The sequence below is a fragment of the Streptomyces antibioticus genome (genome assembly GCF_002019855.1).
Classification (GTDB): domain Bacteria; phylum Actinomycetota; class Actinomycetes; order Streptomycetales; family Streptomycetaceae; genus Streptomyces; species Streptomyces antibioticus_B.
In genome coordinates this window covers 4,727,390-4,744,457 of sequence record NZ_CM007717.1, presented here as the reverse complement: position 1 = coordinate 4,744,457, position 17,068 = coordinate 4,727,390, and the positions used below count along the sequence as shown (strand labels likewise).

At 71.8% G+C, this 17,068-nt stretch carries 13 protein-coding genes; 8 read left to right on the top strand and 5 right to left on the bottom strand.

Annotated elements, in window-relative coordinates; genetic code table 11:
- Positions 1 to 12 precede the first annotated feature (12 nt).
- Genes AFM16_RS21500 through ssd form a run of 3 tightly spaced genes read right to left on the bottom strand, consistent with a single transcriptional unit; the run spans position 13 to position 3,336 of the window.
- Positions 13 to 1,005, bottom strand: coding sequence for a type II secretion system F family protein (locus tag AFM16_RS21500; RefSeq protein ID WP_078634316.1), 993 nt, complete (start codon positions 1,003 to 1,005; stop codon positions 13 to 15).
- Positions 989 to 2,227 (bottom strand): TadA family conjugal transfer-associated ATPase, encoded by a 1,239-nt coding sequence (locus AFM16_RS21495; RefSeq protein WP_078634315.1) that lies wholly within the window; start codon positions 2,225 to 2,227, stop codon positions 989 to 991. The genes AFM16_RS21500 and AFM16_RS21495 overlap by 17 nt, the downstream gene beginning before the upstream one ends.
- On the bottom strand, positions 2,224 to 3,336 hold the full coding sequence (gene ssd, locus AFM16_RS21490) for a septum site-determining protein Ssd (protein ID WP_030795900.1): 1,113 nt from the start codon (positions 3,334 to 3,336) through the stop codon (positions 2,224 to 2,226). The genes AFM16_RS21495 and ssd overlap by 4 nt, the downstream gene beginning before the upstream one ends.
- Before the next feature lie 641 nt (positions 3,337 to 3,977).
- Here ssd and AFM16_RS21485 point away from each other — a divergent pair.
- Positions 3,978 to 4,811, top strand: a complete 834-nt coding sequence (locus tag AFM16_RS21485; protein ID WP_030795901.1) for an HAD family hydrolase — start codon at positions 3,978 to 3,980, stop codon at positions 4,809 to 4,811.
- Between the two features lie 352 nt (positions 4,812 to 5,163).
- On the opposite strand, the gene AFM16_RS21480 is transcribed toward AFM16_RS21485, so the two are convergent.
- Positions 5,164 to 5,988 carry a Fic family protein gene (locus AFM16_RS21480; protein ID WP_078634314.1) on the bottom strand — a complete coding sequence of 275 codons (825 nt, stop codon included), beginning with the start codon at positions 5,986 to 5,988 and terminating at the stop codon, positions 5,164 to 5,166.
- 101 nt (positions 5,989 to 6,089) lie between these two features.
- Between AFM16_RS21480 and AFM16_RS21475 the strand changes: the two genes are divergently transcribed.
- Positions 6,090 to 7,070, top strand: a complete 981-nt coding sequence (locus tag AFM16_RS21475; RefSeq protein ID WP_078634313.1) for an ATP-binding protein — start codon at positions 6,090 to 6,092, stop codon at positions 7,068 to 7,070.
- A 61-nt stretch (positions 7,071 to 7,131) separates the two neighbouring features.
- Here the strand turns inward: AFM16_RS21475 and AFM16_RS21470 are convergent, their stop codons facing one another.
- Positions 7,132 to 8,406, bottom strand: coding sequence for a polysaccharide deacetylase family protein (locus AFM16_RS21470; protein WP_078637044.1), 1,275 nt, complete (start codon positions 8,404 to 8,406; stop codon positions 7,132 to 7,134).
- Between the two features lie 338 nt (positions 8,407 to 8,744).
- On the opposite strand from AFM16_RS21470, the gene AFM16_RS21465 reads away from it, so the two are divergent.
- From AFM16_RS21465 to AFM16_RS40110, 6 genes are all read left to right on the top strand, one after another.
- Complete coding sequence (locus AFM16_RS21465) at positions 8,745 to 11,351, top strand: bifunctional SulP family inorganic anion transporter/carbonic anhydrase (protein ID WP_078634312.1); 2,607 nt, start codon at positions 8,745 to 8,747, stop codon at positions 11,349 to 11,351.
- A 162-nt stretch (positions 11,352 to 11,513) separates the two neighbouring features.
- Positions 11,514 to 13,472 carry an acetate--CoA ligase gene (gene acs, locus AFM16_RS21460; protein ID WP_078634311.1) on the top strand — a complete coding sequence of 653 codons (1,959 nt, stop codon included), beginning with the start codon at positions 11,514 to 11,516 and terminating at the stop codon, positions 13,470 to 13,472.
- A 215-nt stretch (positions 13,473 to 13,687) separates the two neighbouring features.
- The gene (gene nhaA / locus AFM16_RS21455; protein ID WP_078634310.1) at positions 13,688 to 15,094 is read left to right on the top strand and encodes a Na+/H+ antiporter NhaA; all 1,407 of its coding nucleotides are present in this window, start codon (positions 13,688 to 13,690) and stop codon (positions 15,092 to 15,094) included.
- A 183-nt stretch (positions 15,095 to 15,277) separates the two neighbouring features.
- Complete coding sequence (locus AFM16_RS21450) at positions 15,278 to 15,802, top strand: phage holin family protein (protein ID WP_030795908.1); 525 nt, start codon at positions 15,278 to 15,280, stop codon at positions 15,800 to 15,802.
- A complete protein-coding gene (locus AFM16_RS21445; protein WP_030795909.1) occupies positions 15,799 to 16,737 on the top strand; it encodes an alpha/beta fold hydrolase in 939 nt (312 codons plus the stop codon). The genes AFM16_RS21450 and AFM16_RS21445 overlap by 4 nt, the downstream gene beginning before the upstream one ends.
- A gap of 128 nt (positions 16,738 to 16,865) precedes the next feature.
- Entirely contained in the window at positions 16,866 to 17,048 is a 183-nt protein-coding gene (locus tag AFM16_RS40110) for a hypothetical protein (protein ID WP_078634309.1), read from the top strand.
- Positions 17,049 to 17,068 lie beyond the last annotated feature (20 nt).

Genomic DNA, 17,068 nt, shown 5'->3' with positions numbered 1-17,068 from the left:
CATCGACTCCGCTCACGACACCCACCTCGCCGTCACCCGCCCAGCCGCAGCCCGCCCCACGCGGGCCGTCACCGCACGCGCCGCGGGCCGCTCAGGCCCACCTCGCCCGTCTCGCTCACCCCGCCCGTCCCGACCGTCCCGCCCCTCCGCCTTCCGCACGATCCACAGCACCCACCACACCCCGGCCGCCTCCAGCGCCCCGCCGACCGCCAGGCAGGCCAGCCCCAGGCCGGTGTGGAGCAGGACGTGCAGCGGGTCGGCACCGAGGGCCGTGCCCAGGAGGAGGCCGACGGCCGGCAGCCCGGCGAGCAGCACCGCCGTGGCCCTGGGTCCCGCCAACTGGGCGCTGAGGTCAGCCCGTTGGTCGCGCTCGGCTCGCAACGCGGCTTCGAGACGGTCGAGCCCGGCCGCGAGCCCGGCACCCCTGTCCACGGCCACCCGCCAGCACGCCGCGAGTCCCAGCAGCCCTTCGGCACCCGGTCGGCGCGCCGCCGCCGCAAGGGCCCGCGGGACGTCCTCTCCGAACCGCGCCGCCGCCAGCACCGCCGCCTGGGCCTCGCCAAGACCGCCGGTGTCCCGAGCGGCTCGCTGCAACGCCTCCCCGGGCTGCCGTCCCGCGCGCACCTCCCCGGCGAGCGTCGCGCACAACGCGATCACCGCGTCCCCGCGCCGCTCCCCGTCCCGCCGTGCCTCGGCGGCCCGCAGCGCCCGCCGCAGCAGGGGCACTCCGGCCGCCCCCGCGAGGACCGGCAGCACCGAGGCGCCCAGCACCGCCAGGGCCAGCCCGACGACCGGCGCCCACCACTCGGGCCGCCACCGGTCGCGCAGCCACCGCATCATCCGGGCCGGCTCTGGCCAGGCCGGGGGCCCGACGCCGGCCACTCCTCCCCCGGCCAGCAGCAACTGTGCACGCCTGGCCCCGGAGTACGGCCCGCCCAGCATCCACGCCGCCGCACCGGCACAGGCCACGGCAGCCGCCGTCGGAATGTCACCCGTCCAGCTCATCGCCTTCTCCACTCCCCTCGGTCCCACCACGTCGGCTGCTCCAGCCGGCCCCGCCGCTCCCCGCACCCCGCAACAGCTCCCGCAGTCGCGGCCAGCCCCGTTCGTGGGCGAAGGCGTCGGCCTGCCAGCGCAGCGCCGGCACGGTCCGCACCAGCCCGGACGGGTCCCGCTCCAGCACGTCCACCTCGGCGATCCGGCGCCGCCCCGCCGGATCCCGGACGAGATGCAGGACCACCGACAGGGCGGCGGCCACCTGGCTGTGCAGCGCGGCCCGGTCGAGCCCGGCCGCCGTGCCGAGCGCCTCCAACCGCGCGGGAACGTCCGCGGCGGTGTTGGCGTGGACCGTCCCGCAGCCGCCTTCGTGGCCCGTGTTGAGCGCCGCCAGCAAATCCACGACCTCCCGGCCCCGTACCTCGCCCACGACGAGCCGGTCCGGTCGCATCCGCAGGGCCTGCCGCACCAGGTCCTCGAGCGTGACGAGCCCGGCGCCCTCCTGATTGGCCGGTCTGCTCTCCAGCCGGACCACGTGCGGATGGTCCGGCCGCAGCTCCGACGAGTCCTCGGCGAGCACGATCCGCTCCCGGGGTCCGACCAGCCCCAGCAGCGCGCTCAGCAGGGTGGTCTTGCCGCTGCCGGTGCCACCGCTGATCAGGAAGGACAGCCGCGCCCGCAGCAGGGCCCGCAGGATCCCGTCGCCGCCCGGCGGGACCGTGCCGGCGGCCACCAGCTCGTCGAGGGTGAACGCGCGCGGCCGTACCACCCGCAGCGACAGACAGGTGCAGCCGACGGCGACCGGCGGCAGCACCGCGTGCAGCCGGGTCCCGTCGGGCAGCCGGGCGTCGACCCAGGGCCGGGCGTCGTCCAGGCGCCGCCCCGCCACCGCGGCCAGCCGCTGCGCGAGCCGTCGTACGGCAGCCGCGTCGGGGAAGGCGACGGTGGTCAGTTCGAGGCCGCCGCCCCGGTCGACCCAGACCCGGTCCGGGGTCGAGACCAGGACGTCGGTGACCGACGGGTCGGTGAGCAGGGGCTCCAGGGGCCCGCTGCCGGTCAGTTCGCGGCGCAGCCGCTCCGCCGCGCCGAGCACCTCGGCGTCTCCGAGGACGCGGCCCTGTTCGCGCAGGGCCTGCGCCACGCGCGCGGGTGTGGGTTCGGCCCCGCTGTCGGCGAGCCACTGCCGTACGCCGTCCAGCAGGAGCCCTTCGGGTCCGGGCGGTGTGCTCATGTGCCGCTCGCCTCGGTCAGGGCCCGCTCCCAGAAGTTCTTGCAGAAGCGGGCGAGGGGCCCGCGTGCGGCGGCTCCCGGCGGTGTCCTGCCGCCGTCCTCCCGGTGCAGTCCCGGCTCGACGGGCACCTCGCCGGCCAGGGGCAGGGTGAGCAGCCTGGCCACCTCGCGGTCGTCGAGGCCGGGCGCGTAGGGGCCGCGGACGGCCACCCGCAGGTCGCGCAGGACCATGCCGGCGGCGGACGCCACCCGTCCGGCGGCGGCGACGGCGCGCAGCTCCGCGGGGACCACGAGGATCCCGAGATCGAGCTGGGCGAGGATCTCGGCGACGCCGTCGTCGATCCGGCGGGGCAGGTCGACGACGACCGTGCCCCCTCGGCGGCGCGCTGCGGCGAGCACCGCGCGGACGGCCTGGGGCGGGACGGCGACGCAGTCGCCTCGGTCCCAGCTCAGCACGCGCAGGGAGTGCAGTTTGGGCAGCGACTCCTCCAGGGCGCCGCCGCCGACCCGGCCGCGTGAGGCGGCGAAGGCCGGCCAGCGCAGCCCTTCGGTGGTCTCGCCGCCGAGCAGCACGTCGAGTCCGCCGCCCAGCGGATCGGCGTCCACCAGCAGGGTGCGCAGGCCCTCCCGCGCGGAGGTGACGGCGAGGGCGCACGCGAGTGTGGAGGCTCCGGCACCGCCGCGGCCGCCCATGACGCCGACGGTGAGCGCGGGCCGGCCGACGCCCTCGGCGACGTCGGCGATGCGGTCGACCAGCCACTGTTCGCCGTCGGGCAGCATCAGCACGTGGTCGGCGCCGATCTCGACGGCGCGCCGCCAGACCCCGGAGTCGTCCTGGTCGCGTCCGACGAGGACAACGCCTCGTCTGCGGGCGGCCCCGCGCACCCGGTGTGCGGCGTCGTCGCCGACCAGGACGAGCGGCGCGGCCTCCCAGCTTCCGCGGCGTGCGGGCACCGAGGGGTGCACCTCGGGTGTGGCGCCCGCCGCGGCGCACAGGCGCAGCAGGTCGTCGAGGAGTGCCGCGTCCTCGGTGACGATCAGCGGCTTGCCCGGCCGGCCTCCGGCCGTGGGCGGCGGGTCGTGTGTGACGGCTCCGGTCACGGTTCTCATCCCCCTTCGCTGCGGGTCGCGCAGTCTCTGCGGTCCCGCGATTCCCAAATGTGTGAAGAACCGGGCAACCGGTCTCCGTATGAACAGCCCGGGCGGAAACCGCCCGGGCGCGCCGGCCAAACGGAACCGGCCATGAACCGGGCTTGAACCCGGCCATGAACTCGGCCCGAGCGGACGCTTCGGAATCACGGTGCAGCGAAGACGGAAATGATGTGGATCTTGGTGGAAAACTGTGGACAAGCGGGTGCTTGTGAATATCGTCGTCACTCATACCGGTGAGCCCCGCACCATGCCCGGACGGCCCACCGGCCACCCCCGGGCCGTCCTCCGTGCGACTTCCGCGCGACTTCCGCAGAGCAGTCCGACGACTACCCAAAGTGACGGACCACGGACATGCGGAAGAGGCAGCCGCAGCCGCCTCGGTACGGCGCCACGGCCGTGTTCAGAAGGGAAAAACCCACCCGGACATGCGACGACCCCCGCCGGGGGGGAGAGCGGGGGTCGTCTCCACGGCCGACTCGGGGGGGGGAGGAGCCGGACCGGGTTAGCACGGTCGCGAACGATCCGTGACTTCCATGGTGTACCCGAGAGCCTTCTCAGGCAAACCCACGCGCCCACCTTACGCCGAATGGGCTGCCCCTATGCTCATGCTTGTGGAAAACCACTCCTTGCCCCGCACAGCGGCCTTCTTTGACCTGGACAAGACGGTCATTGCGAAGTCGAGCACGCTCACCTTCAGCAAGTCCTTCTACCAAGGCGGACTGATCAACCGCAGGGCCGCCTTGCGGACCGCGTACGCCCAGTTCGTCTTCCTCGTCGGCGGTATGGACCACGACCAGATGGAGCGGACCCGGGAGTACCTGTCCCGGATGGTGCGCGGCTGGAACGTCCAACAGGTGAAGGAAATCGTCGCCGAGACCCTTCACGACTTGATCGATCCCCTCATCTACGACGAGGCGGCCTCGCTGATCGAGGAGCACCACGTGGCCGGCCGGGACGTCGTCATCGTGTCGACGTCGGGCGCCGAGGTGGTCGAGCCGATCGGTGAACTGCTCGGCGCGGACCGTGTGGTGGCCACCCGCATGGTGGTGGGCGAGGACGGCTGCTACACCGGCGAGGTGGAGTACTACGCGTACGGCCCCACCAAGGCGGAGGCGGTCAAGGAGTTGGCCGCGTCCGAGGGATACGACCTCTCGCGCTGTTACGCCTACAGCGATTCGGCGACCGATCTTCCGATGCTGAAGGAAGTGGGCCATCCGCACGCCGTGAACCCGGACCGGGCGCTGCGGCGGGAAGCCGTGGCGCGCGGGTGGCCGATCCTCGACTTCCACCGGCCGGTGCGGCTCAAGCAGCGGATCCCGTCGTTCTCCGTACCACCCCGCCCGGCGCTGGTCGTGGCGGCCGCCATAGGCGCGGCCGCGGCCACCGCGGGCCTCGTCTGGTACGCCAGCCGGCGCCGCGCCGCGACCGCCTGAGCGCGCCCGCCGGTCAAGCGCGTCCGTTTAGCTCGCATTTGAGACTAAAAGTAAAGAACCAGTGCCAGGGGTTCCGCTTGTCCGGGGCCAGGAGTACAAAGGAATCAACGGCCCGCGAGACCGAGGACATCCGCGAGGATCACCTTTATCAACGCATCTGGCCCCACGGACCGCGCATGACCACTGGGCACCCACGCGACGTCGACCCGTCGATTACGGGCCAGCGCCACCAGGTGACGGGCAAGGTTCCCGCCCTGATGGGCATGTATCGAGGACGCTTGGTAACCGGGTGAGCATGCCAGCGGCGGTACGAGGACTCGTACCGCCGCAACCCGTGTGAGGGACCCTTTTCCTACGCCGCCCCGCGCTGGAGCGCCTCGCACACCGCCGTCGACTCGCGGGCACCCAGCTCGACCGCCCGGCCGCAGTGCGCGATCCAGGCCGCCATGCCCTCGGGGGTGCCCGAGACGTATCCCTCCAGGGCCGCCAGATAGGCCGCCCGGCCCTGCTCGGCGTGGCCCACCTCGGCCGGGCAGACGGACTTGGGGTCGAGGCCGCTGCCGATCAGGACGATGCGCTCGGCGGCCCGCGCGATCAGGCCGTTGTGGGAGACGAAGGGGCGCAGGGCGAGCAGTTCGCCGTGCACGACGGCCGCCGTCACCAGGGCGGGCGCCGAACCGCCCGCGATGATCAACTGCGACAGCCCCTCCAGCCGGCCAGCCAGCTCGTCGGCGCCGGGCAGCGGCAGCTCGATCAGTGGCTCGTCGACCGTCTCGCCGGCCTGCCGGGGCCGCCCGACCTCGTCGGCGTCGCTCGCCGCGGCCACCAGATGCAGCCGTGCCAGGACCCGCAGCGGCGACTGGCGCCAGATGGAGAGCAACTGGCCCGCCTCCGCGGTCAGCCGCAGGGCCGCGCCCATGACGCGCGCCTCGCCGTCGACGCTGAAGTCGCTGCGCCGGCGCACCTCCTCCAGGGCCCAGTCCGCACCGGACAGCGCCGCCGAGCCCCGGGAGCCGCGCAGGGCCGCCTCGGAGGTGACCGCGTTGCTGCGCCGCCGCATGACCCGGTGCCCGTAGACCCGGTCCACGGCCTTGCGCACGGACTCCACGGACTCGGCCACACCGGGCAGTGAACCCAGGGCCGCGAGCGGATCGGCGGACGCGCCTGTCGTACTCATGGGTACGACATTACGCAACCAGGCCCCACACCCCTCGAAGGAGTGGTCTTCTTCACGCACACCTGACACGTACAGCTATCTCGCCACTACCCTTGGTGAACATGAAAATTGCTTTCGTCGGGAAGGGCGGCAGCGGCAAGACGACCCTGTCCTCCCTGTTCATCCGCCATCTCGCCGCCGCCGGGGCACCGGTGATCGCGATCGACGCGGACATCAACCAGCATCTCGGACCCGCCCTCGGGCTCGACGAGGCGGAGGCCGCCGCGCTCCCCGCGATGGGCGACCGGCTCCCGCTGATCAAGGACTATCTGCGCGGCTCCAACCCCCGTATCGCCTCCGCCGAGACGATGATCAAGACGACCCCGCCCGGCGAGGGCTCCCGGCTGCTGCGGGTCCGCGAGGACAATCCGGTGTACGACGCCTGCGCCCGGCCGGTGGAACTCGACGGCGGCGCCGTCCGTTTGATGGTCACGGGCCCCTTCACGGACGCCGACCTGGGGGTCGCCTGCTACCACTCCAAGACCGGAGCGGTGGAGCTGTGCCTGAACCACCTGGTGGACGGCCGGGACGAGTACGTCGTGGTCGACATGACGGCCGGTTCGGACTCCTTCGCCTCCGGCATGTTCACCCGCTTCGACCTCACGTACCTCGTGGCCGAGCCGACCCGGAAGGGGGTCTCCGTCTATCGCCAGTACAAGGAGTACGCCCGTGACTTCGGCGTCGAGCTGAGAGTCGTGGGCAACAAGGTGCAGGGTCAGGACGACCTCGACTTCCTCCGCACCGAGGTCGGGGACGACCTGCTCGTGACGGTGGGGCACTCGGACTGGGTGCGCGCCATGGAGAAGGGCCGGCCGCCCCGGTTCGACCTCCTGGAGGACACCAACCGCGAGGCCCTGCACCTGTTGCGGACGGCCGCCGACTCGGCGTACGAGCGGCGAGACCGGGAGCGTTACACGCGCCAGATGGTGCACTTCCATCTGAAGAACGCGCAGTCCTGGGGCAATGAGCGGACCGGGGCCGACCTGGCGGCACAGGTCGACCCCCACTTCGTCCTCGGCGAGAGCGTCGCAGCCGCCGTCTGACGCACACACAGGCGTCAACCGGGGCGGCCGCGACAACGTCCGGGCCGGCCGGTCGGTTCCTCTACCGCCCGGCCGCGGGCGCCCCGGGGACGCCCTTCGGGGCCGGGGCCGCGGCTCCGGAGCCTCCGGAGAGGAAGGACTCCCAGCCCCGCGTCGGCGCCTGTCCGACCTCCAGGGTGCGCAGTCTGGCCAACGTCTGCGGGTCCTGGGTGTCGAGCCAGTCGGCCAACTGCCGGAAGGAGACACAGCGCACGTCGGGCTTGTTGCAGACGGCCTCGACGACGTCCTCGACGGCGCGCATGTACGTGCCGCCGTTCCAGGACTCGAAGTGGTTGCCGATGATCAGCGGGGCGCGGTTGCCCTGGTAGGCCCGGTCGAAGCCCTTGAGCAGACCGTCACGCATCTCGTCGCCCCACTGCGCATGCTTGGCGGGATCGCCCTGGGTGGTGGTTCCGGACTGGTTGACCATGAAGTTGTAGTCCATGGTGAGCTGCTCGTAGCGGTGGCCGGGGAAGGGCACGAGCTGCATCGACAGATCCCACAAGCCCTGCTTCTTGCTGGGCCAGACCTGGTTGTTGACCCCGCTGGTGTCGTAGCGGAAGCCCAGTTCGCGGGCGGCCTGCATGAAGTTCTGCTGGCCTTCGAGGCAGGGGGTGCGGGCGCCGACGAGTTCCTTGTCGTAGTCGAAGGGCAGCGGGGCGGTCTGCGTCATGCCCGTGTTGGTCTTCCAGGTCTTCACGAACTGCTTGGCCTGGGAGATCTCGTCCTTCCACTCGTCGACCGACCACTCGCCGACGCCGCCGTTCTTCCCGCAGAAGTGGCCGTTGAAGTGGGTGCCGATCTCGTTGCCCTCCAGCCACGCCAGGCGCAACTGCTCCACGGTGGCGGCGATGCCCTGCCGGTCGTTGAAGCCGATGTCGGAGCGGCCCGGCGAGTGCTGCGGCGGTCGATAGAGGTCGGCCTTCTCCTCCGGCAGCAGATACACACCACTGAGGAAGTACGTCATCGTGGCGTTGTTGGCCTTGGAGACCTGGCGGAAGTGCGAGAACAGCTTCTGGCTGTCCTCGCCGGCGCCGTCCCAGGAGAAGACCACGAACTGCGGGGGCTTCTGACCGGGCTTCAGCCGTTCGGGGCGGGGCTGGTGCGGCTGGGCCCCGGTGTAGGCGGTGGACCCGTCGCCGATCAACCGGACCGTGCTCTTGGGCGCCTTGGCCGGTGGGCCCTCGACACCTTCCTTCGCACCGTGGGAACCGCCGGTTCCCGTGGCGCAACCGGCGAGCGACGCGGTGAACGCCGCGGCGACGGCGCCCGCGGCGATCCTGTGGGTGGCGGCCATCATCCGCCCACCTTCTTCCTTCTCTCGGCCAACGCCGGCGAGGGCGTTCTCTGACGGTGCCGCCGGGACGAGCCGGCGGCGCCGTCAAGGTCGCACGGGGGCCGAGAAGGAATTAGTACGACAAGCCGATGAAATGCCCAGTTCATACATTCGAGTGATCACATGCCCCATTTGCCGCATATATCCATGCCGGACCTTTACTCTGCATTACGATCCGTTTACTGAGCGTCACTTTTTCATCCCGCCGCTGCACGCCGTGACCCACGGCCGCGACCACCCCCGTGTCCCACGGGGGGCCACCTGTTCCGCGACCGCGCCGCCCCGGAGGAGACGGGAACATGTCAGCCTGCGTCCCCACCCGCACCGACTCGAAGCGCACCCAGCGCATCCACCGCCCCCACAGCCCGCCGTCCACCCCGCCCCGCCGATTCCGCATCGCGGGCGCCGACGTGTCCGCCGCGATCGCCGTCTTCCTGATCGCCCTGCCGCTCTCCCTCGGCATCGCCCTGGCCACCGGCGCACCGCTCCAGGCCGGGCTCGTCGCGGCCGCCGTCGGCGGGATCGTCGCCGGCCGGATCGGCGGATCGCCGCTCCAGGTCAGCGGCCCCGCCGCCGGGCTCACGGTCGTCACCGCCGACCTCATCCAGCGCTACGGCTGGCGGACCACCTGTGCCATCACCGTCCTCGCCGGACTCGCCCAACTCGGCCTCGGCTGCCTGCGCGTGGCCCGCACCGCGCTCGCCGTCAGCCCGGCCATCGTGCACGGCATGCTCGCCGGCATCGGTGTCACCATCGCCGTCGCGCAACTGCACATCGTCCTCGGCGGCACCCCGCAGAGTTCCGTGCTCGCCAACCTCCGCGCACTGCCCGCCCAACTGGCCGGGCTGGACCCCGCCGCGGTGGCCGTGAGCGCGATGACCCTGACCCTGCTGCTGCTCTGGCCGCGCGTCCCGGGCCGGGCCGGCCGGCTGCTGCGCAGAGTGCCCGCCGCCCTGATCGCCGTGTCCGGGGCCACCGCGGCCGCCGCGCTCGCCGGGCTCGTGCTGCCCAAGGTCGACCTGCCCTCCTGGCGCAGTCACGCCCTGGCCGGACTGCCCCAAGGCCCAACGCTCGGCCTCGTCGCCGCCGTCCTCACCACCACGCTGGTGTGCAGTGTGCAGTCGCTGCTCGGCGCCGTCGCCGTGGACAAGCTCATCGCCACCCGCCCCCGCGGCTCCGCCCGGGTCGGCCGCTCCGACCTGGACCGCGAACTCCTCGGCCAGGGCGCCGCCAACATCGTCTCCGGCACGCTCGGCGGACTGCCCGTCGCCGGGGTCGCCGTACGGAGTTCGGCGAATGTCCAATCCGGTGCCGTGAGCCGGAACTCCACGATGCTGCACGGCGTTCTCGTAGTAGTCGCCGCGCTGCTGATGGTTCCGATCCTGGAGCTGATCCCGCTCGCCTCGCTCGCCGCCCTGGTGATGGCCGTCGGCATCCAGATGGTGTCCCTGCACCACATCCGCACGGTGACGCGCCACCGAGAGGCGCTGGTGTACGCCGTCACCACCCTCGGCGTGGTGTTCCTCGGTGTCCTGGAGGGCGTGACGCTGGGGATCGCCGTGGCGGTCGCCGTCGCCCTGCACCGCCTCACCCGCACCCGTATCACCCATGACGAGAAGGAAGGAGTCCATCACGTACACGTACGAGGCCAGTTGACGTTCCTCGCGGTCCCCCGGCTCAGCCGGGCCCTGCACCACGTACCCCAAGGCAGCCATGTCGTGGTCGAGTTGGACGGCTCCTTCATGGACCACGCGGCGTACGAGGCGCTCCAGGACTGGCAGAAGACGCACACCGCACAGGGCGGCACCGTCGAACTGGCCGGCCGCCGCGTCGCCACCGGGACGGACCCAGGAGCAGCCGACCCCGGCGCCACCGGCACCAGCACCAGCACCAGCACCAGCACCAGCACTGATACCGGTACCGACGCCCACGCCGACACCCCGTCCGCGCCGCACACCGCCCACCCCACCCGGCACCTCGGTTCCGCCCGCGCCGAGTGCCAGTGCCGACCGTGGACACCGTGGCGCAACCATCGGTGCGAGGTCCCCCGCCCCGCGCCGGCGGCCTCAGCCTCCGGACAGCACCCGGGACGGCATCCGGACCGGCAGCCAGGCCAGCACCCGGACCGGCATCCGGACCGGCACGGTGACGCCCCTCGCCCGACGGAGGCCGGGCAGACAACCGACCCGTCCGTCCTCACCCCCCATGGAGGAACCTCAGTACCCCCCGTGCCCCTGGGCGGCCGGCAACTCGTCCACGGGATCACCGCGTTCCAGCGGAACACCGCGCCGCTGGTCCGTGGGGAGTTGGCGCGGCTGGCCAGGGAGGGGCAGCGGCCGACGCAACTGTTCCTGACCTGTGCCGACTCCCGGCTGGTCACCTCGATGATCACCTCCAGTGGTCCGGGCGACCTGTTCGTGGTGCGCAACGTGGGCAATCTGGTGCCACCGCCCGGCGAGGAGAGCGGGGACGACTCGGTGGCGGCGGCGATCGAGTACGCCGTGGACGTGCTGCACGTCCGGTCCATCACGGTGTGCGGGCACTCCGGGTGCGGTGCCATGCAGGCGCTGCTCCAGTCCGATCCCGGCCAGACCCAGACCCCGCTGAGACGGTGGCTGCGGCTGGGCGTGCCGAGTCTGGAGCGGATGGCCGACGACCGCCGCCCCTGGCCCCGGCTCGCCGGGCGGGCGGCCGCGGACGCGGTCGAGCAGCTCTGCCTGACGAATGTGGTCCAGCAGTTGGAGCATCTGCGGGCCCATGAGTCGGTGGCCCGCGCCCTGCGGAGCGGGGAGCTGGAGCTGCACGGGCTGTACTTCCACGTGGGCGAGGCGCAGGCGTATCTGCTCCAGGGCCAGGACGAGGGTGTCGTGTTCGACCATGTGGGAGCGGTGGATCTGACGGCGTGAGCGGGTGAACCCCGTCCGTTCGGCGTCCGTGGGTACAGGTGACCCGGTCAGCCAAAATCCCACAGGTCTAAACCAATTTTCGGGCGACCCTTGTCACCGGCCCCCTGGGTCTGATGAGCTGTGGCCTGGGACACAACGGACACCCTTCGAAAGGGAGATGTCGTGAGCAACGAGAGCCTGGCCAACCTGCTCAAGGAAGAGCGCAGGTTCGTGCCGCCCGCCGACCTGGCCGCCGATGCCAACGTCACGGCGGAGGCGTACGAACAGGCCAAGGCTGACAGGCTCGGCTTCTGGGCCGAGCAGGCCCGTCGGCTGACCTGGGCCAAGGAGCCGACGGAGACGCTGGACTGGTCGAACCCGCCGTTCGCCAAGTGGTTCCAGGACGGCGAGCTGAACGTGGCGTACAACTGCGTGGACCGCCATGTGGAGGCCGGGCACGGCGACCGGGTCGCGATCCACTTCGAGGGCGAGCCCGGTGACAGCCGCGCGCTCACCTACGCCCAGCTCAAGGACGAGGTGTCGAAGGCGGCCAACGCGCTGCTGGAGCTGGGGGTCGCCAAGGGCGACCGGGTCGCCGTCTACATGCCGATGATCCCGGAGACGGCGGTCGCGATGCTGGCGTGCGCCCGGATCGGTGCCGCGCACTCGGTCGTCTTCGGCGGTTTCTCCGCGGACGCGCTGGCCACGCGTATCCAGGACGCCGACGCCAAGGTCGTCATCACGGCGGACGGCGGGTACCGGCGCGGCAAGCCGTCCGCGCTGAAGCCTGCCGTCGACGAGGCGGTCGCCAAGGCGGGCAACGTCGAGCATGTGCTCGTGGTCCGCCGTACCGGCCAGGACGTGGCGTGGGACGACAGCCGTGACGTGTGGTGGGACGAGATCGTCGAGCGGCAGTCCGCCGAGCACACGCCGGAGGCGTTCAACGCCGAGCAGCCGCTGTTCATCCTGTACACGTCCGGGACGACGGGGAAGCCGAAGGGCATCCTGCACACCTCGGGCGGCTACCTCACCCAGACGGCCTACACCCACCACGCCGTCTTCGACCTCAAGCCGGAGACGGACGTGTACTGGTGCACGGCCGACGTCGGCTGGGTCACCGGGCACTCGTACATCGTCTACGGGCCGCTCGCGAACGGCGCCACGCAGGTCATGTACGAGGGCACGCCGGACACCCCGCACCAGGGCCGCTTCTGGGAGATCGTGCAGAAGTACGGGGTGACGATCCTGTACACGGCGCCGACGGCGATCCGGACGTTCATGAAGTGGGGCGACGACATCCCCGCAAAGTTCGACCTGTCCTCGCTGCGGGTGCTGGGTTCGGTGGGCGAGCCCATCAACCCCGAGGCATGGATCTGGTACCGCAAGCACATCGGTGCCGACCGGACGCCGATCGTCGACACCTGGTGGCAGACCGAGACCGGCGCGATGATGATCTCGCCGCTGCCGGGCGTCACCGCGACCAAGCCCGGTTCGGCGCAGACCCCGCTGCCCGGCATCTCCGCGACCGTCGTCGACGACGAGGCGAACGAGGTGCCGAACGGCGGGGGCGGCTATCTGGTCCTCACCGAGCCGTGGCCGTCGATGCTGCGCACCATCTGGGGCGACGACCAGCGGTTCCTGGACACCTACTGGTCGCGGTTCGAGGGCAAGTACTTCGCGGGCGACGGCGCCAAGAAGGACGACGACGGCGACATCTGGCTCCTGGGACGGGTCGACGACGTGATGCTCGTGTCGGGCCACAACATCTCCACCACCGAGGTGGAGTCGGCGCTCGTGTCGCATCCGTCGGTCGCCGAGGCGGCCGTGGTCGGGGCGGCGGACGAGACGACCGGCCAGGCGATCGTGGCCTTCGTGATCCTGCGCGGCACGGCGAACGCGGAGGACGAGAACCTCGTCGCCGAACTGCGCAACCACGTCGGCGCCACGCTCGGCCCGATCGCCAAGCCCAAGCGGGTCCTGCCGGTCGCCGAGCTGCCGAAGACCCGCTCCGGCAAGATCATGCGCCGGCTCCTGCGGGACGTCGCGGAGAACCGTCAGCTCGGTGACGTCACCACGCTGACCGACTCCACGGTCATGGACCTCATCCAGGCCAAGCTCCCGGCCGCGCCCAGCGAGGACTGAGCCGACCCCGAGGACGACAGGAAGAGCACGAAGGGCGCCCGGCGGAACGGCGTACGCACGCCGCGCCGGGTGCCCTTCGTGCGCCTAACGTGAGATCACCTGGTGCGCCACGGCCACACCTTAGGTAATCTAAGCAAAAACATCGTTGCCTCAGGTGCGCCGGGAAGTCTGGTCGGCATGCGCTCAGCCATGCCCACCGCCCGGAGGTCTCCACCGTGACAGCGTCCCGCACCCCCTCGTCCCGTACGTTCCTCGGCCGGCTCTCGCTGCCCGAGCGGTCGGCCGTCACGGACGCGCTGCGCACCGAGACGGTCGGGGGTGTGCTGCTGCTCGTCGCCGCCGTCGCCGCCCTGGTCTGGGCGAACGTCCCCGCGCTGCACGACAGCTATGTGAGCGTCGGCGACTACCACTTCGGCCCCGAGGCGCTCGGCCTGCATCTCTCCGTCGAGCACTGGGCGGCCGACGGTCTCCTCGCGATCTTCTTCTTCGTCGCGGGCGTCGAGCTGAAACGCGAACTGGTCGCCGGCGATCTCAAGGACCCCAGGGCCGCCGCGCTCCCCGTGGCGGCCGCGCTGTGCGGGATGGCCGTACCGGCTCTCGTGTACGCGCTCACCAATGTCCTCGGGGGCGGCTCGCTCGACGGGTGGGCCGTGCCCACCGCCACGGACATCGCGTTCGCGCTCGCCGTGCTCGCCGTCATCGGGACGTCCCTGCCGGGCGCCCTGCGCGCCTTCCTGCTCACCCTGGCGGTCGTGGACGATCTGTTCGCGATCCTCGTCATCGCCGTGTTCTTCACCGACGACATCAGTCTCCTGGCGCTGGGCGGCGCGCTGGCCGGTCTCGTCGTCTTCTGGGTGCTGCTGCGGACGGGCGTGCGCGGCTGGTACGTGTACGTGCCGCTCGCGCTCGTGATCTGGGCGCTGATGTACAACAGCGGCGTCCACGCCACGATCGCCGGTGTCGCCATGGGCCTGATGCTGCGCTGCACCACCCGCGAGGGCGAGGAGCGCTCCCCGGGCGAGCGGATCGAGCATCTGGTGCGGCCGCTGTCCGCGGGCCTGGCGGTACCGCTGTTCGCGCTGTTCAGCGCGGGTGTGGCGGTCTCGGGCGGGGCGCTCGCGAACGTGTTCCGGCAGCCGGAGACGCTCGGGGTGGTGCTGGGGCTCGTGGTCGGCAAGACGGTCGGTGTCTTCGGCGGGACCTGGCTGACCGCGCGCTTCACCCGGGCCTCGCTGAGCGAGGACCTCGCCTGGGCGGACCTCTTCGCCGTCGCCACGCTCGCCGGTATCGGCTTCACGGTGTCGCTGCTGATCGGGGAGCTGGCCTTCGAGGGCGACGCGGCGCTGACCGACGAGGTCAAGGCGTCCGTCCTGCTGGGCTCGCTGATCGCGGCCGTCCTGGCGACCGTCCTGCTGAAGCTGCGCAACGCCCGCTACCGGCGGCTCTACGAGGCCGAGGAGCGCGACGACGACCGGGACGGCATCCCGGACGTCTACGAGCAGGACGATCCGGCGTACCACCTGCGGATGGCCGAGATCCACGAGGGGAAGGCCGTCGAGCACCGGCGGCGCGCCGAGGCGATCGTCCGGGAGCGCGCCGACCGGCACCCGCAGTCCGGATAGCCCGGCCCCTCCCCCCCTCACACACGGTCATGAGGGCCGCGAAGACCCCCTCCGCGCGCCACGGAGTCGCCGAAGTGGCGGGCGGGGCGGGCGAGGACGGCGGCCGTCCGGCATGATCTGACGGGACGGTACAAAAGAAGCCAGAAGCAGGAAACACCCCAGCAGCGGAAGAGGGAGAACGCGATGAGCGCACCCGACGGCACCCCGGTCGGCGCCGAACGCAGCATCGGCCAGTTGTTCGCCTCGGCGACGACCGAGTTGTCGGCCCTGGTGCACGACGAGATCGCACTGGCCAAGGCCCAGCTCAAGCAGGACGTCAAGCGCGGCATGATGAGCGGGGGCGCCTTCTCGGTGGCCGGCGCGGTGCTGGTGTTCTCCCTGCCGATGCTGAACTTCGCGCTGGCGTACGGCATCCGGACCTGGAGCGACTGGAATCTCGCGCTCTGCTTCCTGCTGTCCTTCGCGGCGAACGTGCTGATCGCGGTCGTCCTGGCGCTGGTCGGCGTGGCGTTCGCGAAGAAGGCCAAGAAGAGCCAGGGCCCGCAGAAGGTGGCCGCGTCGGTGAAGGAGACGGCGGGCGTCCTCCAGAACGCCAAGCCGCACCCGCGTCCCGAGCTGCCCAAGGACCAGGTCCTGCCACTGGACCGCGCGCTGCCGCAGGACCGGGCACCGCAGGCCATCGAGGCTGTGGCACGCTCGTCGTCATGACGGACCCCGGCACACCTTCGGCGCAGCCCGCCTCGATCGTCCGGCCCGACGGCCCCTGGACGCATCGCGAGGTCGCGGCCAACGGCGCCCGCTTCCACATCGCGGAGGCCGGTGACGGGCCGCTGGTCATGCTCGTCCACGGCTTCCCGCAGTTCTGGTGGACCTGGCGGCACCAGCTCACCGCGCTGGCCGACGCGGGCTTCCGGGCCGTCGCGATGGACCTGCGGGGTGTGGGCGGCAGCGACCGTACGCCCCGGGGCTACGATCCGGCCAACCTCGCCCTCGACATCACCGGTGTGATCCGCTCGCTCGGCGAGCCGGACGCGGCACTGGTCGGCCACGACCTGGGCGGCTATCTGGCGTGGACGGCGGCCGTGATGCGGCCCAAGCTGGTGCGCCGGCTCGTCGTCTCCTCGATGCCGCACCCGCGGCGCTGGCGCTCGGCGATGCTGGCCGACGTCCGGCAGACGTCCGCGAGTTCCCACATCTGGGGCTTCCAGCGGCCGTGGGTGCCCGAGCGGCAGCTCACGGCCGAGGACGGGGAGCTGGTGGGCCGGCTGATCCGGGACTGGTCCGGCCCGCTGCTGCCGGACGACGAGGCGGTGCGGACGTATCAGCGGGCGATGTGCATCCCGTCCACGGCGCACTGCTCGGTGGAGCCGTACCGGTGGCTGGTGCGGTCGCTGGCGCGCCCGGACGGGGTGCAGTTCTACCGGCGGATGAAGCGGCCGGTGCGGGTGCCGACGCTGCATCTGCACGGTTCCCTCGATCCGGTGATGCGGACCCGCAGCGCGGCGGGCTCCGGGGAGTACGTGGAAGCCCCGTACCGCTGGCGGCTCTTCGACGGGCTGGGCCACTTCCCGCACGAGGAGGATCCGGTCGGTTTCAGTACAGAACTGGTCAATTGGCTGAAGGACCCCGAGCCTGATCGGTGACGGACCTGTCGCGCCCGGTATCCGGAAGCGGAACGGCAGTTCTACGAACGGCCACTTGCCCGGCGCATAGGCCAATTGGGCGCCCCGAGAGCGGTTATCGACCTTGGGGCGGGGGCAGACGTCGGGGTATGGGCTGGACGCACGACTACAGTGACGCAGCACGCAACCGCCGCTCGGCCAACGGCCTGAGCCCTCACCGACGAGGTGCGGACCCGCAGATTCCGGGCTCCGACCTCAAGGTGGGCATTCCGCGCATCCTGCGCCGCCGGGCCCGCTGGGTCTCGGTACGCCTGCGCCACCCACGAGGCTGACGCCCACCTCACAGGGCCAC